The sequence below is a fragment of the Pseudomonas ceruminis genome, assembly GCF_021602025.1.
Taxonomy (GTDB): domain Bacteria; phylum Pseudomonadota; class Gammaproteobacteria; order Pseudomonadales; family Pseudomonadaceae; genus Aquipseudomonas; species Aquipseudomonas ceruminis.
On sequence record NZ_BQHW01000019.1, the window covers coordinates 91739 to 114371 of the forward strand.

20 protein-coding genes and 1 pseudogene are annotated in these 22633 nt (G+C 60.1%); 4 read left to right on the plus strand and 17 right to left on the minus strand.

The features are described from left to right. Positions 1–7 precede the first annotated feature (7 nt). From L6D80_RS20720 to L6D80_RS20730, 3 genes are all read right to left on the minus strand, one after another. Positions 8–985, minus strand: coding sequence for an ABC transporter ATP-binding protein (locus L6D80_RS20720; RefSeq protein WP_054901233.1), 978 nt, complete (start codon positions 983–985; stop codon positions 8–10). Position 986: 1 nt separating this feature from the next. After that, complete coding sequence (locus L6D80_RS20725) at positions 987–1775, minus strand: FAD-binding oxidoreductase (RefSeq protein WP_176515787.1); 789 nt, start codon at positions 1773–1775, stop codon at positions 987–989. Positions 1776–2234: 459 nt separating this feature from the next. Next, positions 2235–4442 (minus strand): TonB-dependent receptor, encoded by a 2208-nt coding sequence (locus L6D80_RS20730; RefSeq protein WP_176515785.1) that lies wholly within the window; start codon positions 4440–4442, stop codon positions 2235–2237. 440 nt (positions 4443–4882) lie between these two features. Here L6D80_RS20730 and L6D80_RS20735 point away from each other — a divergent pair, with 440 nt between their 5' ends. The 4 genes and pseudogenes from L6D80_RS20735 to L6D80_RS20750 all read left to right on the plus strand — a co-directional run. Beyond that, positions 4883–5398: a sigma-70 family RNA polymerase sigma factor gene (locus tag L6D80_RS20735; RefSeq protein WP_176515782.1), complete on the plus strand. Its 516-nt coding sequence runs from the start codon at positions 4883–4885 to the stop codon at positions 5396–5398. Continuing rightward, entirely contained in the window at positions 5399–6370 is a 972-nt protein-coding gene (locus tag L6D80_RS20740) for a FecR domain-containing protein (RefSeq protein ID WP_176515780.1), read from the plus strand. Positions 6371–6485: 115 nt separating this feature from the next. After that, positions 6486–8906: a TonB-dependent receptor gene (locus L6D80_RS20745; protein ID WP_176515778.1), complete on the plus strand. Its 2421-nt coding sequence runs from the start codon at positions 6486–6488 to the stop codon at positions 8904–8906. Positions 8907–8956: 50 nt separating this feature from the next. Continuing rightward, positions 8957–9350 (plus strand): annotated as a pseudogene (locus L6D80_RS20750) (ABC transporter substrate-binding protein); the annotation flags it as partial. A gap of 66 nt (positions 9351–9416) precedes the next feature. Here L6D80_RS20750 and glmS read toward each other — a convergent pair. The 14 genes from glmS to L6D80_RS20820 form a co-directional block, all read right to left on the minus strand. Continuing rightward, a complete protein-coding gene (gene glmS / locus L6D80_RS20755; protein ID WP_176515776.1) occupies positions 9417–11252 on the minus strand; it encodes a glutamine--fructose-6-phosphate transaminase (isomerizing) in 1836 nt (611 codons plus the stop codon). 2 nt (positions 11253–11254) lie between these two features. Beyond that, positions 11255–12031: a DeoR/GlpR family DNA-binding transcription regulator gene (locus L6D80_RS20760; protein ID WP_054901230.1), complete on the minus strand. Its 777-nt coding sequence runs from the start codon at positions 12029–12031 to the stop codon at positions 11255–11257. A gap of 178 nt (positions 12032–12209) precedes the next feature. Then, a complete protein-coding gene (glmU, locus tag L6D80_RS20765) occupies positions 12210–13577 on the minus strand; it encodes a bifunctional UDP-N-acetylglucosamine diphosphorylase/glucosamine-1-phosphate N-acetyltransferase GlmU (protein WP_176515774.1) in 1368 nt (455 codons plus the stop codon). Between the two features lie 117 nt (positions 13578–13694). Further along, the gene (locus L6D80_RS20770) at positions 13695–14114 is read right to left on the minus strand and encodes a F0F1 ATP synthase subunit epsilon (RefSeq protein WP_054901228.1); all 420 of its coding nucleotides are present in this window, start codon (positions 14112–14114) and stop codon (positions 13695–13697) included. A 44-nt stretch (positions 14115–14158) separates the two neighbouring features. Beyond that, on the minus strand, positions 14159–15535 hold the full coding sequence (gene atpD, locus L6D80_RS20775) for a F0F1 ATP synthase subunit beta (RefSeq protein ID WP_054901227.1): 1377 nt from the start codon (positions 15533–15535) through the stop codon (positions 14159–14161). 27 nt (positions 15536–15562) lie between these two features. Then, positions 15563–16423, minus strand: a complete 861-nt coding sequence (gene atpG / locus L6D80_RS20780) for a F0F1 ATP synthase subunit gamma (RefSeq protein ID WP_012316947.1) — start codon at positions 16421–16423, stop codon at positions 15563–15565. A gap of 48 nt (positions 16424–16471) precedes the next feature. Then, complete coding sequence (gene atpA, locus L6D80_RS20785; protein ID WP_012316948.1) at positions 16472–18016, minus strand: F0F1 ATP synthase subunit alpha; 1545 nt, start codon at positions 18014–18016, stop codon at positions 16472–16474. A 21-nt stretch (positions 18017–18037) separates the two neighbouring features. Further along, positions 18038–18574, minus strand: coding sequence for a F0F1 ATP synthase subunit delta (locus L6D80_RS20790; protein ID WP_054901225.1), 537 nt, complete (start codon positions 18572–18574; stop codon positions 18038–18040). 12 nt (positions 18575–18586) lie between these two features. Then, positions 18587–19057, minus strand: a complete 471-nt coding sequence (locus tag L6D80_RS20795) for a F0F1 ATP synthase subunit B (RefSeq protein ID WP_054901224.1) — start codon at positions 19055–19057, stop codon at positions 18587–18589. Between the two features lie 57 nt (positions 19058–19114). Continuing rightward, entirely contained in the window at positions 19115–19372 is a 258-nt protein-coding gene (atpE, locus tag L6D80_RS20800) for a F0F1 ATP synthase subunit C (RefSeq protein ID WP_003097235.1), read from the minus strand. 143 nt (positions 19373–19515) lie between these two features. Continuing rightward, a complete protein-coding gene (gene atpB / locus L6D80_RS20805) occupies positions 19516–20385 on the minus strand; it encodes a F0F1 ATP synthase subunit A (RefSeq protein WP_054901223.1) in 870 nt (289 codons plus the stop codon). Positions 20386–20401: 16 nt separating this feature from the next. Further along, entirely contained in the window at positions 20402–20809 is a 408-nt protein-coding gene (locus L6D80_RS20810) for a F0F1 ATP synthase subunit I (RefSeq protein WP_012316950.1), read from the minus strand. Positions 20810–20958: 149 nt separating this feature from the next. Continuing rightward, positions 20959–21831: a ParB/RepB/Spo0J family partition protein gene (locus tag L6D80_RS20815; protein WP_054901222.1), complete on the minus strand. Its 873-nt coding sequence runs from the start codon at positions 21829–21831 to the stop codon at positions 20959–20961. Positions 21832–21840: 9 nt separating this feature from the next. After that, a complete protein-coding gene (locus tag L6D80_RS20820; protein ID WP_054901221.1) occupies positions 21841–22632 on the minus strand; it encodes a ParA family protein in 792 nt (263 codons plus the stop codon). Position 22633 lies beyond the last annotated feature (1 nt).

The window sequence follows — 22633 nt, forward strand, 5'->3', positions numbered from 1 at the left end:
TTGCTCCTCAGGTACCGGGTTTGTATTCAACGCAGCGAGTCTTGCCGGTTGCGCCAGTTGCCAGCAGCTCGATCCGCCCGACCGTGCAAGTTTCTTTTTTCAATGCGCAGCGCGCGTAGAAGGCACAGCCATGAAGGACTTGATCCAACACCGGCACACGCCCCGGAATCGTTTCCAGACGTCTACCCGTTTCAAGGTCATCCAAGGTTGGAATGCATTGAAACAAGGCCCGGGTGTAAGGGTGTTTGGGCTGCTCGAATAGCTCTGCAGCAGTACCTGTCTCGACCACCTCGCCCGCATACATCACGGTCACTTCGTCGGCGATTGCCGCCACGACACCCAGGTCATGAGTCACCAGCACGATGGATAAGCCCAACTCATCCTTCAACTGCTTGAGCAGGTGCAGAACATGGGATTGGACCGTGACATCCAACGCCGTGGTGGGCTCGTCTGCAAGCAGCAAATCGGGCTCGCACATCAACGCCATGGCGATCATTGCCCGCTGCCTCAGGCCGCCGGAAAGCTCATGCGGGTACTGACCCAGCCGGCTCTCGGCGGACGATATTCCAACTTTCTCAAGCAATGCGATTGCCCGATCGCGAGCCGCTTTTCGGCCTTGCTTCTTATGTTTTCTGTGGATTTCTTCCAGCTGCTCGCCGATGGTCAACGTGGGGTTGAACGCCGTCATCGGGTCTTGAAAAATCATGCCGATCCGATCACCCCGAACGGCTTCGAGTTGACGCCGATCCTTGATATCCAGTGCACGACCACCAAGGTCGACACCGTCGGCCGCTGTACGGATATTCGCCCCATGCAGGCCAACGATAGACAGCAACGTCAGGGACTTTCCGCAGCCAGACTCGCCCACCAGGCAATGAACCGTGCCTTTTTTCACTGTCAGGTCGACCCCCCTGACGGCATGCAAAATGCCGCTCGGCCGTTCGATCCGTACATGCAAATTTCGCAGTTCGAGCATCGCCGTCATCTCACAACGCTCCCGAAACGTCATTGCCCTGGGCAACCCGCGTGGTGCCGTTCAAAATCCGATTCGGGTCCAAGGCTTCTTTGAGCCTGGAGATAACCTGCCGCGCAGCAGAACCTGTGCCCATGGGTGATGCATCTGCGCCGCCGAACAGCGGACCGTTGATGAGCCATTGATCGGGAGTTAATTCAAGCTCCAAGGCGAGCAACACGCTCAACGCCGCATTGGACTCGGTCAAGAACAGAGCATTGAGCAGCCGTTCGCTCGCGCACTGTTGCTCCTCATTTCGGCTGGTCCAGAGCTGGCCATCCGGCAGAACGGCTATCAGCCCAACGACGCGTTGTTCTACACCTTGAGTGTGCAGTGGCAGCTGCTGCAGCAACAGTTGCCCCAAGCACTGGCCGGGATAGCGTTGCGCGATGTCATCGGACACAAGCTCGTGCAATGGCGTTTGCTTGAGTTGCGCAACCGTGGCACCCAAACCCACCCAGTAACGGGTGGCTGACACCGGTGTGATCGTATCCAGCCGTTGCAGATTCAAATACACCCGGGGTTCGGGGTTCGCAGCACCTTCCGTGCCGTAGCAGATACTGATCGGGGTATGAGTCCGGCTGCATAACTTAATGACCTCGACCACTTCGCTGGCGCTTTTCGGGCTCATATACAGCGTGTTGGCGTGCTGGCGATCTCGTCCGACGGCTATTGATCTTTGCTCTAATGCACCCAGTAATTCAGAGAACATCGTCTCGGTCGGCGGGGCTATCCTTTGACCTTGGCTGTCGGAGGCATGCATAAGAAAAGGCCTGTAAGAGAACATGCCCGGAGTCTATTAAATGCGTGTATATCACGCACTTACCAATATGTAGGTCACCCTTAACAAAATATTAAGGGCTTGGCGAGGCAACTCGATCAGGCCTCTGAATTCACGCCACTATGTTATCCCTGGTGTCACAGTACAATGTGAAAAAGAAGGATTTATAATCTACGCTTAAAAACAGTTTATATAAGCCACTGTCTTTTAAGAATGGTAGCGACTATCGGTGGACGGGAGATTTTCAAGCCCCATACCATTTAACATTTTCCAGACGCAGGCCATCTGCAATGTTATGTCGCACTGATTTTAGGAGATTGGAAGATCTCCTCGGCTCGCCAATCAACATGGAATTCACGTGCGGGGATGATCAGCGCCAAATAGGCCCTTTTCAATGGTAGAGATGGGTAGCAACTACCAGATTGCTACCCTTTGCATCCCTCAGAAATCGATCGTTGCTGATAACTGCAAGGTTCGCGGATACCCCGGCGAGAACGCGCCATAGGACGCAACACCGGACCAGTACTCACGATCGAAGACGTTCTGCACGGTCGCGCGGAACGTGGTCGGCCGACCGTCAATCTTGGTCGCGTATCGCGCACCGGCATCGACGCGGGTCCAAGCATCCAGCTGCTGGGTATTGGCCTGATTGACGTACTGTTTGTCTGTATAGATGACACCGCTGGTCAGAGTGAACCCGTCAAGCCACGGGGTATCCCATTCGCCCCAGAGATTGGCCTGCACATCCGGCACGCCGACAGGCTTGTTGCCGCGGTTGGCGGTGGTGGCAGAGTCAGTCAGTTCGCCATCGAGCAGCGTGACGCCACCCATCAAGCGGGTACCCGGTGCCACTTCACCGAACATGCTCAGCTCGACACCCCGGTTACGCTGTTCCGCCTGCACGGAAAACACATTATCGGCGCCGACTTCCCCGCTAGGCTTTTCAATCTGGAACACCGCCAGGGTGGTCATGAACGTGCCGTGCTCATACTTGACGCCCACCTCGTGCTGCTTCGACTTGTATGGTGCGAAGGTCTGCCCCGCGTTGGCCGCAGTGCCGGGGGCGATGTCACCTTTGCTCAGGCCTTCGACATAATTGTAGTACAGCGACACGTCCTGCCAGGGCTTGACCACGACCCCGACCAGCGGGGTAGTCGCGCTGTCGTCGTACTTGCTGGTGACCGCCCCCGTCGCGCTGTAGTTGCGCGACTCGATGTTCTGGCGTCGGACACCCAGGGTCAGCTGGAAGCGGTCATCGAGCATGGACAAGGTGTCGCTCAGCGCCACCCCGGACAGGTCCGTCTCGGAGATGCGCAGCACCTTGGGTGCATTGATGTACTGCTTGGGCACATCCACCGGGTGATAGATGTTGGAAAGAATCGCGGTGCCGTTGTTGATCCCGCGGGACAACTCGTCGCTGTATTGAGTCGCCATCACCGTCGTGGTGTGGTTGATCGGCCCGGTCGCGAAAGCACCACGGATGCCGATATCGGCAGTGGAGCGATCAACGTTGAACTTGTAGTACCCGGGGATATTGCTGGTATCGCCGGCATCGTTGAGGATTCTCGGCACCTGGTCGGACATGCGCTTGACGTCCGACCGGCCGCCACCGGCGTGGGCGAACACGGTGACCGCATCGCTCAGGTCGTACTCGCCACCCAGCAAGGCCGACTGCTCCCTGGTATCGGACCATCCCCAGTCCTGCGGCAGGTTGGTCCGGCCGTTGGGGGCCGAGGGCACCTCGACACCGGGGGCGATGGTGAACGGACGCGAGGCCGCATCCCAGCTTTCTTTCTGACTGAGGAAGTCCAGGTTCAGGCGCAGGCGCTCGCCCCGGTAGTCCAGCGCGATGGCTGCGATACCCAGATCGCGATGCTGATTGTCGACGGCGGTGTCACCCCCTTGCAGGTTGCCGTTGAAGCGCACGCCAAACTGCTTTTCGGCACCAAAGCGCCGGCTCACATCGAGGTGGCCGCCGACCTGGGAATCCATGGCATAGCTGGCGGTGATACGGGTCAGGTCTTCTTCCAGCGGGCGCTTGGGCACGATGTTGATCACGCCCCCCACGCCACTGTTCGGTGAAATGCCGTAGGCCAGGGCACCCGGGCCCTTGAGCACCTCGACACGCTCGGCATACTCGGTGAACACCCGGTAGTTGGGCGCTACACCGTAGACGCCATCGAAGGCCAGCTCGCCCAGGTTACCTTCACCAACCGGGAAGCCACGGATAAAGAACGAATCGACAATGCCCCCTGCCTGCCCGGTGGAGCGTACGGACGGGTCACGCTCCAGGGCATCGGCGACGGTGACCGTCTGCAGGTCAGTCAGGGTCTTGGCCGTGTAGCTGGTGACACTGAACGGGGTGTCCATGACGTCCTTGTTGCCCATCATCCCCAGGCGAGCACCGCGCGCCACTTGCCCACCGGCGAACACCTCCGGTAACGCCGGGCCGTTGTACGCGGCATCGACGTTGGTGGTGTCGAGTACCAGCGCATCCGGGCTGGTGGCGTTGTCCGCCACGGTTTCTGGCTGCTCCGGGTTCGCCGCCCAGGCCGTGGTGGCTCCTGCGACCAGAACAAGGTTCAGCATGGTGCTATGCAAGGTGAGCGTAAAAGCGCTCCGACCGCAGGTACGACTGACAACGGGCATGGCGTGAGGATCCTTTTCGATAGGAGAAAATGCTAATCACTCCTATTGCCAGCCGAGCTGCGGAAAAGTATCACCCTCCCCTGGATTTTTTCTTCTCCTGGCTGTGCGCGCGAGGCAAACAGCTGCGCCAAGGGGATCGAAACCACCGGTAAGGCGGGGTCGAACGCGTGGCGTGTGGTCTTGTACGGACAACCAGCCAAGACGCATCAACGTCAGCACTTCAGGGCGCCAGTCGCCCTGCTGGACATGGACCATCGCGGCTTGCAGGCGGTCGCCCGGGCCTCTGTCCACGCCTACAACACTGAGGCGGAAATTGCCGCACTGGCAGATGCACTCAGGCGCCTGCTGAGGACGTGAACAACGGGTGTGATCGCGCTTGCCTGGCACGCGCGATCACACTACCATTGTTAATACTTCTCAATTACAACAAAGCGGCAGCCATGAGCGAAACTCTCTCCGCGGACAGTCCTACTCACCTGCGCGTAATCGAAGCGTTGTACAGCGGCCATCACGGCTGGCTTTACGAAACGCTGAAGAAGAAACTCGGCAATGCCATGGATGCGGCGGACCTGACCCAGGACACCTTCACCCGTGTGCTTGTCTCGAAAGTGACCCACATCGAGCAGCCTCGGGCCTACCTCAGTTGCGTGGCCAAGGGCATCCTCATCAACTGGTACCAGCGCAAGGCACTGGAACGCGCCTATCTCGATGCACTGACCCGCCTGCCTGTCCAGGAAGTCCCTTCGCCTGAGCTGCGCTTCGTGGTGCTGGAAACCCTGCACCAGATCGACGCCATGCTCGACGCCCTGCCCCCCTTGGTCAAGCGCGCCTTCCTGCTGTCGCAGATCGGCGGGCTGAAGTACGACGACATTGCCGAGCAACTGGGCGTCTCGCTGATCACGGTAAAGCGCTACATGAAGCAGGCCTTCATGCAGTGCCTGCTGCTGGTGGAGTAAGTGTCGGTCTTGGGCAAAGGCGCCGCACTGGAACCAGAGGCACTTGAAGAAGCCGCTGAATGGCTGGTGCGCTGGAGCGAACGCGAGCTTGGCGAGAGTGAGCGCGCCGAATGGGAGCGCTGGAAGGCCAGCAGCCCCGCACGGAGCCAGGCCTGGGCGCGCGCGCAGATGCTGCAAAGCCGCATGGGTGGCTTGCCCCAGGCATTGGCCATGTCTGTCCTGGACCGCCCGAGCAACCCTGATCGGCGCGCCGCAATCGTCAAACTGGCCCTGTTGCTGGCGGTGCTGCCTACCGGCTGGGGCGGCTGGGAACTGAGTCGCAGGCAGCAATGGACAGCCGACTACCGCAGCACGGTGGGCGAGCGGCGTGAGCTGACCCTGGCCGACGGTTCGAACGTCACCCTGAATACCGATACCGCCATCGACGTGCTGTTCGATGCCGAGCAGCGCCTGATACGCTTGCGCGCCGGCGAAATCATGGTGCAAACAGCCGTCGACCCCGCCGCTCGCCCGTTTCTGGTTGCCACGGCCCAAGGCAGCATGCAGGCCTTGGGCACGCGATTCTCTGTGCGTGAACACCAATCGCGCACCCACCTCGCCGTCCTGGAGGGCGCGGTGAAAGTCGTGCTTGCCGACAACCGCCAGACACAGCCAATGGTGATCAATGCCGGCCAGCGCACGGACTTCTCGGCGCAGACCTTTGGCTCGGTGGCTGTCGCCGACCGTAATGTCGGCGCCTGGACCCAGGGCATGCTGATGGCTGACAAGATGCGCCTGGCGGACTTCGCTGCAGAACTGGCGCGCTATCGCCGGGGCTTTGTCCGCTGTGATCCGGCCATCGCAGCGCTGCCCGTTTCCGGCGCGTACCCCATCAGCGAAACCTCGCGAACCCTGAACATGCTCACGCAGACCTACGGAATCAAAGTCTCCGGCCATCTGGGCGGCCTCTGGATCACCCTGTCTCCAGGCTGATGAACATAAACCTGTGCGCGGGTGATACTTTTTTCGCGCTCGGCTGGCTATCAGGGGACAGCACCTGCAATACCCCCTACAACACCCCCATCGTCGTCAGCGAGGCCCCTCATACATGCTCGTCGCGCGCATCCTGCGTCCGGCCCGTCCACTGCAACCGGTTTTGCGCAGCTCGCTGCTAAGCCTGATCCTGCTGGCATCCTGCTGCCCGTTAGCGTCAGCCGATGCGCCAGCGCTGCTGGATAACGAGGTGGTTCGCGCCTACGACATTCCGCCTGGCCCGCTAGGCGCCACGCTGTCGAGCTTCGCCATGGATAGCGGCATCGCCCTGTCGTTCCAGCCGGCGCTCACCGAAGGCCTTTTCAGCCCCGGCCTGGTCGCGTCGTGCACCTCACAGGAAGCAGCGAAACGCCTGCTGGCTGACAGCAGTCTGGACATGCTGCTGCGCGGCGATGGCAGCTACACCCTGGCCTTGCGCCAGGTGACCTTGTCGGAGACCGACATCAAAGGCCTCGCCGCCGTCGCCGGCAACGAGCAATTGCCATCCCCTTACTCGGGAGGCCAGGCGGCAGTGGGCGGACGGCTCGGTCTGCTCGGCAACCGCGATGTGATAGATGCGCCGTTGAGTATCAGCACCTACACCTCCTCGATGATCCGGGACCAGCAAGCCACCACGGTCGGTGACCTGCTCGAACGGGATTCGTCCGTGCGCTCCACCGGGCAGACCGGCGGTATCGTCGACTCGTTCTTCATCCGTGGCTTTCCGCTTGGCGAGGGCAACCTGGGCGAACTCGCCTTCGATGGCGTCTACGGGGTGGCGTCGAACTACCGGGTCTTTACCGATTACGCAGAGCGCATCGAAGTGGTCAAAGGCCCCGCCACCCTGCTCTACGGCATGTCACCCAACAGCACAGTGGGCGGCGTGATCAACGTCGTGCCCAAACGCTCGCTGGATGAAGACCTGACCCGCCTCACCACACGCTATGCGCTGGATTCGCAGTTTGGCAGCCACCTCGACATGAGCCGTCGCTTCGGGGAAGAACGGCGCTTTGGGGTGCGCTTGAACGGCACCCTGCAGCAGGGCGACACGGCGATTGACGACCAGCAACGTGAGTTCGGCATCGGCGCCGTTTCCTTCGACTACCAGGGCGACCGCCTGCGAACCAGCCTCGACCTGATCGACCAGAAAGAAACCTTCGACGCGGCCTCGCGGCCTTTCCTGATTGCCGAGGGCGTGCCAATTCCCTCGGCTGCGAATGGACGCACCAACGTCAGCCAGGAGTGGGGCCAGTCGAAAACCCATGACCGTGCGGCGCTGCTCAGTGGCGACTACGCGGTCAACGACCACCTCACCCTCTTCGCCCACGCGGGCGGCGGCAAGTCCAGGGTCACCCGCCTGTCCGACCAGACCCCGACCATCATCAACAGCGCTGGCGATACCTCGTCGACCCCTGGCTACTACAAGTTCGACGTGCAGCGCTACACGGTGGATGCCGGTGCGCGCCTGCACTTCGACACCGGGCCGGTCGCACACAGCACGGCGCTGCAGGTCAATCGCTACCGGGATGAGCTGAGGCGCGGGATCCTTTCTGGGGCGCCCATCCTGTCGAATATCTACCACCCGGTTGATCGCCCCAAGCCGTCGATTGCCCACCCGGACGCCAACAAGGTCTCCGCGAGCGAGCTCTCCGGGGTGGCGTTCGCCGATACCTTGTCACTGTTCGCAGAACGCCTGCAGATCACCCTGGGGCTGCGTCAGCAGCGCATCCAGTCCACCAACTACAGCCCTGGCGGCAGCGTCACTAGTACCTATGACCAGGGCCGGACCACACCGCTGTTCGGCGTGCTGTTCAAGCCCTTGAAAAACCTCTCGCTCTACTACCACTACCTCGAAGGGCTGAGCAAGGGCGATGTCGCGCCGGGGAATGCCAGCAACTCAGGTGAGGTCTTCGCGCCCTACGTATCCCGTCAACATGAAGTCGGGCTGAAAGTCGATTACGGAACCGTCATGGCGACCCTCGCGCTGTTCCAGATCACCAAGCCCTCTGGCGAGCTGGCTGGCGGGGCCTTTTCCGTACAAGGCGAACAGCGCAACCGTGGCGTGGAGCTGAGTCTGCTGGGCGAGATCACTCCGCAGACCCGCCTGCTGGGTGGCGTGACACTGCTCGATGCCAAACTGACCCGTACCAGCGTCGCCGCCAACCAGGGCCACACCGCGGTAGGCGTGCCCAAGGTCCAGGCCAACCTGTGGGGCGAATGGGACACGCCGTGGATCGAGGGGCTGACCCTGACCAGCGGACTGATCTACACCGGCGAGCAATACGTCAACCAGAGCAACGCGCAGCAGATCGACAGCTGGCTGCGTGTGGATGCCGGCGCGCGCTACACCACGCGGATCGGCGATCACCCGACCACGTTCCGCGCCACGGTGCAGAACGTCTTCGATACCGCCTACTGGTCAGGTGTCGCGTCCTACGGGGCGTTCTCCCAAGGCGCACCGCGCTCGCTGCTGCTTTCCGCCACCATAGATTTCTGAAGCGCCCTGGCCGCAGCGATGCCAGGCATTGATCGATAGAAGCCTGTTGCATGTTCGGATTGTTGCGACGCCACCGCACCGCCAGGGCAACACTGATTGGCCTTCTGTCGGCCCTGTCATCGGTGCTCCCGAACTGCGCCAGTGCGCAGGCCGCCGAAGCGGCCTCCAGCATGCGCACCGTCACCGACCTGCTGGGGCGCAAGGTCAATGTCCGTGTTCCGGTTCGACGGGTGATCCTTGGCGAAGGGCGTCAACCGTACCTGGTCGCAGCGCTCGACAAGGAAAACCCCTTGCAGCACATCGTCGGTTGGCGCAAGGACCTGATCCAGGCTGACCCGGAACCTACAGCGCCTACCTGCGGGCATTTCCCGCGATCGCCAGCATTCCGACCTTGGCGGTTTCGAGGACGACACATTCGACATCGAACAAGCCGTCTCGCAACAGATAACCCGCTTCGCTTTTTCGCGAGAGTAGTCGTTCAAAGCCAATTTAGAGAGTGCTCAGCGCGCCCTACTCCACGGTAACCGACTTCGCCAGATTACGCGGCTGATCCACATCGGTACCCTTGAGCACTGCCACGTAGTACGACAGCAGCTGCAGTGGGATGGTGTAAAGAATCGGCGCCAGCTCATCGGCAATGTGCGGCACCTTGATGACGTGAGTGCCTTCGCCATTGCTCATGCCGGCATGCTCATCGGCAAACACCACCAATTCGCCCCCGCGTGCACGGACTTCCTGCAGGTTCGACTTGAGCTTTTCCAGCAGTTCGTTGTTCGGCGCCACGGTGACGACCGGCATATCGTTATCCACAAGCGCCAGTGGGCCGTGCTTGAGCTCGCCGGCCGGGTAGGCTTCGGCGTGGATGTACGAAATTTCCTTGAGTTTCAGGGCACCTTCCATAGCGACCGGGTATTGCGCACCGCGTCCGAGGAACAGGGTGTGGTGCTTGTCGGCAAACAGTTCGGCAATCTTCTCGACAGTACCGTCCATGGCCAGCGCTTCACCCAGGCGCGCTGGCAGGCGGCGCAGCTCTTCCACCAGTGCGGCCTCGACGCCCGCTTCCAGGGAGCCACGCACCTGGCCTAGCGCCAGGGTCAACAGCATCAGCGATACCAACTGCGTGGTGAACGCCTTGGTCGAGGCCACGCCGATTTCCGGGCCGGCCAGTGTCAGCAGGGTGAGGTCAGACTCACGCACCAACGAGCTGATACCGACGTTGCAAATCGCCAGGCTGCCGAGGAAGCCCAGTTCCTTGGCATTGCGCAGTGCTGCCAGGGTATCGGCGGTCTCACCGGACTGGGAAATCGAGACGAACAGAGTGTCCGGCTGTACCACTACCTTGCGATAGCGGAACTCGCTGGCCACTTCGACCTGGCAAGGGATACCTGCCAGGCTTTCCAGCCAGTAACGGGCGACCATGCCAGCGTGGTAGCTGGTGCCGCAGGCAACGATCTGTACGTTGCGCACCTTGGCGAACAGCTCGGCAGCCTGTGGGCCAAAGGCCTGAACCATGACATGGTCCTTGCCCAGGCGACTTTCCAGGGTGCGCTGCACCACGGTTGGCTGCTCGTGGATTTCCTTGAGCATGAAATGGCGGTACGCGCCCTTGTCAGCCGCTTCAGCGCCTTCGTGGTACTGCACGGTTTCACGTTGAACAAGGTGGCCGGCCTGGTCCCAGATCTTCACCTGGTCACGGCAGATCTCGGCGATATCGCCCTCTTCCAGGTACATGAAGCGATCAGTGACCTGACGCAGTGCCAACTGGTCGGACGCCAGGAAGTTTTCGCCATGGCCCAAGCCGATCACCAGCGGGCTGCCGCTGCGTGCGGCCACCAGGCGATCAGGCTGTTTCACGCTGATCAACGCCAAGCCGTAGGCGCCGTGCAGGCGCTTGACCGCTGCCTTCAGGGCCTCGGCCAGGTCGGGGATGGTCTTGAGGGTGTGATGAATCAGATGAACGATAACTTCGGTGTCGGTCTGCGAGACGAATACGTAACCCAGGCCTTTGAGCTCTTCACGCAGCGCCTCGTGGTTTTCGATGATGCCGTTGTGGACAACCGCCACTTCGTTGCCAGAGAAATGCGGGTGGGCATTGCCCTCGGTCGGCGCGCCATGGGTTGCCCAGCGGGTGTGAGCGATGCCCAGTTGGCCGATCAGCGGCTCGGCGGCATTGGCCGCTTCCAGCTCGGCGACCTTGCCAATACGACGGCGGCGTTGCAGTTCACCCTGCTGGGTGTAGACCGCCAGGCCAGCGCTGTCGTACCCGCGGTACTCAAGACGCTTGAGGCCTTCGATCAGGATGGCGGTGATGTTGCGCTCGGCGACTGCACCAACGATTCCACACATGGTTATTGCTCCTGGCTGATCGCGGCGCAAATCAGGTTGATGCCGCGGGCTTGAATGTGTTCGCGTGCCGCTGCGGGCAGGCGTTCGTCTGTAATCAGGGTGTGCACGCTGCCCCAGGGCAGCTCGAGGTTGGGGATCTTGCGTCCGACCTTATCGGACTCGACCATCACGATCACCTCGCGGGCCACCTCAGCCATCACCCGGCTCAGGCCGAGCAACTCATTGAAGGTGGTGGTGCCGCGGCTGAGGTCGATGCCATCGGCGCCAATGAACAGCTGATCGAAATCGTAAGAGCGTAGTACCTGCTCGGCGACCTGGCCCTGGAAGGACTCGGAGTGCGGGTCCCAGGTACCCCCCGTCATCAGCAGTACCGGTTCATGTTCGAGTTCGCTGATGGCGCGGGCTACGTTCAATGAGTTGGTCATCACTACCAGGCCCGGTTGACGGCCCAGTTCAGGAATCATGGCGGCGGTGGTACTGCCACTGTCGATGATGATTCGCGCATGTTCGCGGATCCGGCCGACGGCGGCGCGGGCGATGGCTTTCTTGTAGGAAGACACCGGTTGCACGGTTTCACCCAGCATCTCTTGTGGCACCGGTACTGCGCCGCCGTAGCGACGCAGTAGCAGACCGTTGGCCTCCAGTGCAGCGAGGTCCTTGCGGATGGTCACTTCCGATGTTTCGAAGCGCCGGGCCAACGCGTCCACGCTGACCTCGCCCTGCTCGTTGAGCAAGGCCAGGATGTTGTGGCGACGTTGAGGCGTGTTTCGTTTCGACATGAGCGCTTAAGTTTCGATTCGAAAGATAATGGTTGCAATCAAAACCTAAGACTGAGGTCTCGTCAAGGGATTATTGCACTGTGGATAAGCGCTTGAAGCTGCAGCAGCCTGCTCGGCCATAAAAAAAAGCCGACTTATTCACATAAGTCGGCTTTCAACCGGAAAGGGCTGTGGATAATCAGCTCTTCTTGATTTTCTCTGGCCGCTTCCAGCCGTCGATATTACGCTGGCGCGCTCGGGCTACTGCCAGTTGCCCTGGTTCAACCGTCTGGTTGATGGTGGAACCTGCCGCCGTAGTGGCGCCGGCCTTGATATCCACAGGCGCTACCAAGGAGTTGTTGGAGCCGATGAACACATCTTCGCCCAACACGGTCATGAACTTGTTGGCGCCGTCATAGTTGCAGGTGATGGTGCCGGCACCGATGTTGGTACGGGCGCCAACCTCGGCGTCGCCCAGGTAGGTCAGGTGCCCAACCTTGGCGCCCTCGCCCAGGTGTGCATTCTTGAGCTCGACGAAGTTACCCACATGGGCCTTGGCCTCGAGCACGCTGCCCGGGCGTAGACGGGCGAAGGGGCCGGCATCACTGCCCTCTCCCATGATCGCGCCTTCGATGTGGCTGTTGGCCTTGACGATTACACCCTTGCGCAGGGTGCTGTTTTTGATCACGCAGTTAGGGCCGATCTGCACGTCGTCTTCGATGACCACCTTGCCTTCGAGGATCACGTTGATGTCGATGAGCACATCGCGACCCACCGTCACCTCGCCACGCACGTCGAAGCGCGCCGGATCACGCAAGGTGACCCCCTGGGCCATCAAGCGGCGGCCTTCACGCAGCTGATAATGACGCTCGAGTTCGGACAGCTGGCGACGGTCGTTGGCGCCCTGCACTTCCATCGGATCGTCAGGTTGTTCGGTGGCGACCGCCAAGCCATCCGCCACTGCCATGGCAATGACGTCGGTCAGGTAGTACTCGCCCTGGGCGTTATTGTTCGACAAGCGCCCCATCCAGTCGCCCAAGCGTGCTGCGGGGAGCGCCAGGATGCCGGTGTTGCCTTCCTTGATCGCCTTCTGCGCTTCGCTGGCATCCTTGTGCTCGACGATGGCGGTCACCCGCCCCTCGGCGTCACGCACGATGCGCCCGTAGCCGGTGGGGTCTTGCAGGTTGACGGTGAGCAACCCAAGCTGCTGGTCGCCGACCTGCGCCAATAGGCGCTGCAACGTCTCGACCTCAATCAACGGGACATCCCCGTAAAGCACCAGAACCGTATCGGCAGTGATCGCAGGCAGTGCTTGCGCCACGGCATGGCCAGTACCCAGTTGTTTGTCCTGCATGACGAAATTCAGGTCGTCCGCCGCCAGCCGCTCACGTACCTGCTCGGCCCCATGGCCAATGACCACATGGATACCTTGCGGCTGGAGTTGGCGCGCACTGTGGATAACATGGCCAAGCATGGAATTGCCGGCTACCGGGTGCAGCACCTTGGGCAGCGCCGAACGCATGCGGGTACCTTGGCCGGCGGCGAGAATAACGATATCGAGTGACATTGACTGGCTACCAATCCTGGGTGGTCAGTGAAACGACCGTGAAAATCGGAAAAAGAAAAAGGGTAGCCGAGGCTACCCTTTTACTCAATCGCAACAGAAGTGCTCAGCCTGGGCCGATTACTTCCCCTTGCGCATTTGCTGGACGGTACGCAGCTGCGCTGCGGCCTCGGCCAGACGTGCGGCGGCGGCGCCGTAATCGAAGTCCGCGCCTTTCAGACTCAGGGCATTTTCGGCAGCCTTGAGGGCTTCCTGAGCCTGAGCTTCATCCAGGTCTGCAGCACGTTGCACGGTATCGGCAAGCACCTTGACCATGTTCGGCTGGACCTCGAGGAAACCACCAGAGATGTAGAACACCTCTTGGGCGCCACCCTGCTTGGTCAGCGTGATCGGACCGGGCTTCAGATTAGTGATCAGCGGCGCGTGGCCTGGAGCGATACCAAGATCACCCAGGTTACCGTGCGCAACCACCATCTCGACCAGACCGGAGAAAATTTCCCCTTCCGCGCTGACGATATCGCAATGGACTGTCATAGCCATCTGCTTGCCTCAACCTGATTAGCGCCCCTTGCGGGGCGCCGGGATTACAGTTTCTTGGCTTTCTCGACGGCTTCTTCGATGCTGCCGACCATGTAGAACGCTTGTTCTGGCAGGTGGTCGTAGTCACCTTTGAGGATGCCGCTGAAGCCAGCAATGGTGTCTTTCAGGGAAACGTATTTACCTGGGGAACCAGTGAAGACTTCGGCCACGAAGAACGGCTGGGACAGGAAGCGCTGAATCTTACGAGCGCGGGATACCAGCTGCTTGTCGGATTCGGACAGTTCGTCCATACCCAGGATCGCAATGATGTCCTTCAGCTCTTTGTAACGCTGCAGCACGTACTGGACGCCGCGGGCGGTGTCGTAGTGCTCGTTGCCGATGACGTTCGGGTCCAGCTGGCGCGAAGTCGAGTCCAGTGGGTCGACCGCTGGGTAGATACCCAGGGAGGCGATGTCACGGGACAGAACGACGGTGGCGTCCAAGTGGGCGAAGGTGGTCGCTGGCGACGGGTCGGTCAGGTCGTCCGCAGGTACGTATACGGCCTGGATCGAGGTGATCGAACCTTCCTTGGTGGAGGTGATGCGCTCTTGCAGAACGCCCATCTCTTCAGCCAGGGTCGGCTGGTAACCTACTGCCGAAGGCATACGGCCCAGCAGTGCGGATACTTCGGTACCGGCCAGGGTGTAACGGTAGATGTTGTCGACGAACAGCAGAACGTCGTTACCTTCGTCACGGAACTTCTCAGCCATGGTCAGGCCGGTCAGCGCTACGCGCAGACGGTTTCCTGGTGGCTCGTTCATCTGACCGTAGACCAGCGCTACTTTGTCGAGAACGTTGGAGTCCTTCATCTCGTGGTAGAAGTCGTTACCCTCACGAGTACGCTCACCCACACCGGCGAACACGGAGTAACCGCTGTGCTCGATGGCGATGTTACGGATCAGTTCCATCATGTTTACGGTCTTGCCGACGCCGGCACCACCGAACAGACCAACCTTACCACCCTTGGCGAACGGGCAAACCAGGTCGATAACCTTGATGCCGGTTTCCAGCAGGTCGTTGCCGCCTGCCTGGTCAGCGAAGGAAGGTGCGTCGCGGTGAATACCCCAGCGCTCTTCTTCACCGATCGGGCCAGCTTCGTCGATCGGGTTGCCCAGGACGTCCATGATACGGCCCAGGGTCGCTTTACCGACCGGGACGGAAATGGCTGCGCCGCTGTCGATGACGTTCAGACCGCGCTTCAAGCCTTCGGTCGAGCCCATCGCAATAGTACGAACCACGCCGTCGCCCAACTGCTGCTGAACTTCCAGGGTGGTTTCCGCGCCTTCTACTTTCAGCGCGTTGTAAACACTCGGTACGACGTCACGTGGGAATTCCACGTCGATGACGGCGCCGATGATTTGAACGATACGTCCGCTACTCATAGCTGGATCCTCTGAATTTTTGAACCGTTAAACCGCGGCAGCGCCGCCGACGATTTCCGAGATCTCCTGGGTGATCGCAGCCTGACGCGCCTTGTTGTAGATCAGCTGGAGTTCGCTGATCAGGTCACCGGCGTTGTCTGTGGCGTTCTTCATGGCGATCATCCGGGCCGCTTGTTCAGCAGCGTTGTTCTCGACCACCGCCTGGTACACCTGCGACTCCACGTAACGCACCATCAAGCCGTCCAGCAGCTCTTTTGCGTCGGGTTCGTACAGGTAATCCCAGTGGTGCTTGAGTTCCTGATCCGGGGTTGCCACCAACGGTACCAACTGCTCGACCGTCGGAGTTTGGGTCATGGTATTGACGAACTTGTTCGACACCACGGAGAGGCGATCGATACGGCCGTCCAGGTAGGCGTCCAGCATCACTTTGACGGAGCCGATCAGATCATTGATCGATGGCTCTTCGCCCAGGTGGCTGATCGCGGCTACGACGTTGCCGCCAAAGATGCGGAAGAAAGTCGCACCCTTGCTGCCGATCACGCACAGGTCGATTTCGACGCCCTGCTCGCGGTTGACGTTCATGTCCTTGACCAGGGCCTTGAACAGGTTGGTGTTCAAGCCACCGCACAGACCACGGTCACTGCTCACCACGATATAACCGGCGCGCTTTACAGGGCGCTCGATCATGAACGGGTGGCGGTATTCCGGGTTGGCGTTGGCCAGATGACCGATCACCTGGCGGATACGCTCCGCATAAGGACGGCTAGCAGCCATGCGCATTTGAGCCTTGCGCATCTTGCTGACCGCCACTTTTTCCATGGCGCTGGTAATCTTTTGCGTGCTTTTGATGCTCGCAATCTTACTGCGAATCTCTTTTGCGCCTGCCATGTATCACCTATCAGGTTAGCAAGCGGGGGCCGAAGCCCCCGCCGCGGCTTACCAGGTTTGGGTGGCCTTGAACTTCTCGATACCGGCTTTGATACCAGCGTCGATTTCGTCGTTGAAGTCACCCTTCACGTTGATCTTGGCCATCAGTTCGGCGTGATCACGGTTGAAGTAGGCAATCAGCGCTTGTTCGAAGCTGCCGATCTTGGCGATTTCAACGTCGGTCAGGAACCCACGCTCAGCGGCATACAGCGACAGCGCCATGTCCGCGATGGACATCGGAGCGTATTGCTTCTGCTTCATCAGCTCAGTCACACGTTGACCGTGTTCCAGCTGCTTACGGGTGGCTTCGTCCAGGTCAGAAGCGAACTGGGCGAATGCCGCCAGTTCACGGTACTGAGCCAGAGCGGTACGGATACCACCGGAGAGCTTCTTGATGATCTTGGTCTGAGCGGCACCACCTACGCGGGATACCGAAACACCGGCGTTCACTGCAGGGCGGATGCCCGAGTTGAACATGGCCGATTCCAGGAAGATCTGACCGTCGGTGATGGAAATCACGTTGGTCGGAACGAACGCGGAAACGTCGCCAGCCTGGGTTTCGATGATCGGCAGCGCGGTCAGGGAACCGGTTTTGCCAGTGACTGCACCGTTGGTGAACTTCTCGACGTACTCTTCCGAAACGCGCGATGCACGCTCCAGCAGACGGGAGTGGAGATAGAACACGTCGCCTGGGTACGCTTCACGTCCTGGTGGACGGCGCAGCAGCAGGGAGATCTGACGGTAGGCAACGGCCTGCTTGGACAGGTCATCGTAAACGATCAGCGCGTCTTCACCGCGGTCACGGAAGAACTCGCCCATGGTGCAACCGGCGTATGGCGCCAGGAATTGCAGTGCGGCGGATTCCGAAGCACTGGCAACCACCACGATGGTGTTGGCCAGGGCGCCGTTTTCTTCCAGCTTGCGAACGATGTTGGCAACGGTGGAACGCTTCTGGCCGACAGCGACATAAACACAGAAAATACCGGAGTCTTTCTGGTTGATGATGGCGTCGATGGCCATGGCGGTCTTGCCGATCTGACGGTCACCGATGATCAGCTCACGCTGGCCACGGCCGACAGGGATCATGGCGTCGACGGACTTGTAGCCAGTCTGTACAGGCTGGTCTACCGACTTACGCCAGATCACGCCTGGAGCAACTTTCTCGACCGCATCGGTCTCGGTGTTGCCCAGAGGACCTTTGCCGTCGATCGGGTTGCCCAGTGCGTCGACGACGCGGCCCAGCAGTTCCTTACCAACCGGAACTTCCAGGATGCGGCCGGTGCACTTGGCGCTCATGCCTTCGGCCAGGGTGTCGTATGCACCCAGGACCACTGCACCTACGGAGTCTTGCTCCAGGTTCAGGGCCATGCCGTAGACGCCGCCAGGGAACTCGATCATTTCGCCGTACATGACGTCGGCCAGACCGTGGATCCGCACGATACCGTCGGAAACCGAAACGACGGTACCTTCGTTACGGGCTTGGGAGCTCACATCGAGGTTGTCGATGCGGCCCTTGATGATTTCACTAATTTCGGAAGGATTGAGTTGCTGCATTGCTCTGCTGCCCCTTCAAACTCAAGATTTCAATGCTTCGGCCAGTTTCGCGATTTTGCCGCGAACAGAGCCATCGATTACCAGGTCACCAGCGCGGATGACGACGCCGCCAATCAGGCTGGCATCCTCCGACGCGTGCAGGCGCACTTCCTGGCCTAACCGTGCACTGAGAACCTTGGCGAGTTTGTCTTGCTGTTCTTGGTTCAACGCAAAAGCACTGGTGACTTCCACGTCCACGGATTTCTCTTGCTCGGCCTTGAACAGGTCGAATAGAGCGGCAATCTCCGGCAGAAGCAGGAGACGGTCGTTTTCCGCGGCAACACGAATGAAATTCTGTGCCTGTGCATTGAACTTGTCACCGCACACGTCAATGAACGTGGCGGCCTTTTCTGCGCTCGTCAGTCGCGGGGCCTTGAGCAGGCGCTGCATGGTGTCGTCTTGCGACACCGCAGCAGCCAGGCCGAGCATGGCTGACCAATTGGCCAGTTGCTGATGGGCCTGGGCATGCTCAAAGGCAGCCTTAGCGTAAGGTCGGGCCAACGTGGTCAGTTCTGCCATGATCGCCCTCGCTTAAATTTCAGCGGCCAGTTTGTTAACCAGCTCCGCATGCGCGTTTTGATCGATTGTGGCGCCAAGGATCTTTTCAGCACCGTCAACGGCCAGGGCACCCACTTGGGCACGCAGGGCGTCTTTAGCGCTGTTCAGTTCCTGTTCGATCTCGGCCAGAGCCTGAGCCTTCACACGGTCAGCTTCGACGCGGGCCTGGTCACGGGCTTCCTCGACAAGCTGAGCAGCGCGTTTCTTGCTTTGCTCAATGATTTCGGCTGCCTGTGCTTTAGCTTCACGCAGTTGCTGACCCGCTTTCTCTTGGGCCAGTTCCAGGTCGCGAGCTGCGCGGTTGGCAGCGTCCAAGCCGTCGGCAATCTTCTTTTGGCGCTCTTGCAGAGCAGTGATGACCGGAGGCCATACGTACTTCATGCAGAAGAGTACAAAAATCAGGAAGGCAACGGATTGGCCAATCAGGGTTGCATTAATGTTCACGCCAACACCTCGCTCGGTCTTAATTCATCACAGCCATCAACTCGTGAGTACGAGTGATTAGCCGGCGATCTGACCAACGAACGGATTCGCGAAGGTGAAGAACAGAGCGATACCAACACCGATCATGGTTACGGCGTCGAGCAGACCGGCAACGATGAACATTTTGACCTGCAGCATCGGAACCATCTCAGGCTGACGAGCAGCACCTTCCAGGAATTTGCCGCCCAGCAGGCCGAAACCAATGGCGGTACCCAGAGCACCCAGGCCGATCAGCAGAGCAACAGCGATAGCGGTCAGACCAACTACAGTTTCCATCTTTCCTCCCGACTTTTACGTCGTATTGGTTAGGTTTTTAGTTTGAAGCGGTAAAACAAATCGTTTGGTACAGCTGCCCTTGCGGACTTTTAAAGCCCTCCCCCCAAACGAGCGGGGAAGGCTATCAGACACGCCAGGCGGTCTTAATGGTTATCTTCGTGAGCCATCGACAGGTAGACGATGGTGAGCATCATGAAGATGAAAGCTTGCAGGGTGATGATCAGGATGTGGAACACAGCCCACGCCCACTGCAGCACCACACCCAGGCCGCTGAGCCAGAGGATACCGGCGCCGAACATCACGGCGATCAGGATGAACACCAGCTCGCCGGCATACATGTTGCCGAACAGACGCAGTGCCAGCGAGATCGGCTTGGCGATCAGGGTGACAAATTCCAGCAGGAAGTTGACCGGAATCAGCAGGATCTGCACGAAGATGTTCTTGCTGCCGAACGGGTGCAGGGTCAGCTCACCGATGAAGCCGCCCAGGCCCTTGACCTTGATGCTGTAGAAAATGATCAGGGCGAATACGCTGAAGGCCATGGCCAGGGTAGCGTTCGGGTCGGTGGTCGACACGGCGCGGAACGGAATGTGCGGATCACCCGAGATCAGGATGGCCAGCTGAGGAATCCAGTCGACCGGTACCAGGTCGATGGCGTTCATCAGGAACACCCAGACGAAGATGGTCAGCGCCAGCGGCGCAATTACCGGGCTACGGCCGTGGAAGGAATCCTTCACGCTGCCGTTGACGAAGTCCACCAGCACTTCAACGAAGTTCTGCAGACCGCCAGGCTGGCCGGAAGTCGCCTTCTTGGCCGCCATGCGGAAAATGAACAGGAAGATCAGACCCAGCGCGACGGACCAACCCAGGGTGTCCAGGTGGAACGCCCAGAAGCCCATTGCCTTGGCTTCTGCAGCCGAATGGGCGAAGCCCCAGCTGCCGTCTGGTAGTTGACCGTAGGTCAGGTTCTGCAAGTGGTGCTGGATATAGCCCGAAGCGGTTTCTGCTGCCATGGTTGCCTCAAACGCCCTAAGGTCTCGAAAGTCTTTTATTCATCAGCAGGGGCGCAAACCAGCTGACCAAAAGGGTCAACACGAAGACGCCGAAGACTGCTAACGGCGCCAGTGGCTTCACTCCTGCGAAGGTCAGTGCGAACAGCACTGCCGTCAAAATCATCTTGCCTGCCTCGCCTGCGTAGAACGACTTGACGATGGCCTGCGCCGCCCGGGCTCCGCTAAAGCGAAAAGCCTTCCAGGCGAAATACATGTTGGGTAGCCAGGCAATCAAACCTCCGCAGAGACCTGAATATCCACTGACTGCCCCTTTCCACTGCCACAACACCAGCGTTGCCAGCAGCAGCACGACAAATTGAGCCAGCAGTACCGGAAAAACCGCCCAGCGATGGAAAGGCAGGCGGTTTGGCGTGCGGATTTCCATCACAACTGCTCCTCAGAAGTCGACCAACAAGTCAGTAACGACTTGGCATAATTTGTGCCGACAAAATGCGCGCAGAGTATAGGGGTGGATTAACCCCTATTCAACTCTTCGGTAGTGATTTCCGACTGCGCGCTACAACGGGAATTGTTTCAGCGGATGTGAGCAAGCACGCCCTGCAACTCGTCAAGTGAGTTGTAACGAATAACCAGCTGGCCTTTTCCCTTGTTGCCGTGACGAATCTGCACAGGGGAGCCCAGGCGCTCTGCGAGCCGCTGTTCAAGGCGCTCGATATCCGGATCAGGTTTGCTCGGTTCGACCGGATCAGGCTTGCCGTTGAGCCACTGGCGCACCAGCGCCTCGGTTTGGCGCACAGTCAGGCCACGTGCGACAACATGACGCGCCCCCTCTTCCTGACGATCTTCTTCCAGGCCGAGCAATGCGCGTGCGTGGCCCATTTCCAGGTCGCCATGGGCGAGCATGGTCTTGATCGCCTCGGGCAGCGAAATCAGACGCAGCAGGTTAGCCACAGTGACCCGCGACTTGCCCACGGCATCGGCCACCTGTTGCTGGGTCAGCTCGAACTCTTGCTGCAGGCGCTGAAGGGCCAGAGCCTCCTCCAGCGGGTTGAGGTCTTCGCGCTGAATGTTCTCGATGAGCGCCATGGCAATGGCGGCTTCATCCGGCACCTCGCGTACCATCGCCGGGATGGTGTCCAGGCCGGCTTGCTGGGTAGCGCGCCAGCGCCGCTCACCGGCAATGATCTCGTAGCGGTTGCCATCGATCGGGCGCACCACGATCGGCTGCATGACGCCATGACTGCGAATCGAGTGCGCGAGTTCTTCCAGCGCCTGCGGATCCATGTCGCGACGCGGCTGGTATTTGCCACGCTGGATCAGTTCGACCGGCAGGTGTTGCAGTTCCTTCTGGTCGATCTTGACAGCCTGCTCTTCGAGCGCGCTGACGGAAGGACCACTGAGCAGTGCATCCAACCCACGTCCGAGACCCCGTTTCTTAACGGCCATGCGGATTCCTTAAGTTGTCTGTGCAGTGCGTGATTGACGGCGTTGACGGCGAACCAGTTCCCCGGCCAGGGCCAGATAGGCCAATGCGCCACGCGATTGCTTGTCGTAGGCCAGGGCAGGCATGCCAAAGCTCGGTGCCTCGGCCAGGCGGATGTTGCGCGGGATCACGGTGTCGTACAACTGCTCGCCGAAGTGCTCCTTGAGCTGCGCCGAAACATCGTTGTTCAGGCTCAGGCGCGGGTCGTACATGGTCCGCAGCAGGCCTTCAATCTTCAGCTCAGGGTTCAGCCGGGCCGCGATGCGCTTGATGTTATCCACAAGGTCGCTGAGACCTTCGAGCGCATAGTATTCGCACTGCATCGGGATGATCACGCCGTCGGAAGCGACCAGGGCGTTGAGCGTGAGCATCGACAGCGAGGGTGGGCAGTCGATGAGGATGAAGTCGTAGTTGTCGCGGATCGGCGCCAGGGCGTTGCGCAGGCGGCTCTCCTTGACCTGCATTTCCAGCAGCACCACTTCCGCGGCGGTCAGGTCACGGTTGGCCGGCAGCAACTGGAAGCCACCGTGCTCGGAGTAGTGCATGGCCTGGGCAAGGTCGCATTCCCCGATCAGCAGGTCATAGACCGAGTGCTCGAGTTCATGTTTGTCCACACCGCTGCCCATGGTGGCGTTGCCCTGCGGATCGAGGTCGATCAGCAGTACACGACGCTTGGTCGCGGCCAGCGATGCTGCAAGATTGATACAGGTGGTGGTCTTACCCACTCCACCTTTCTGGTTCGCGATTGCGAATACCTTAGCCATT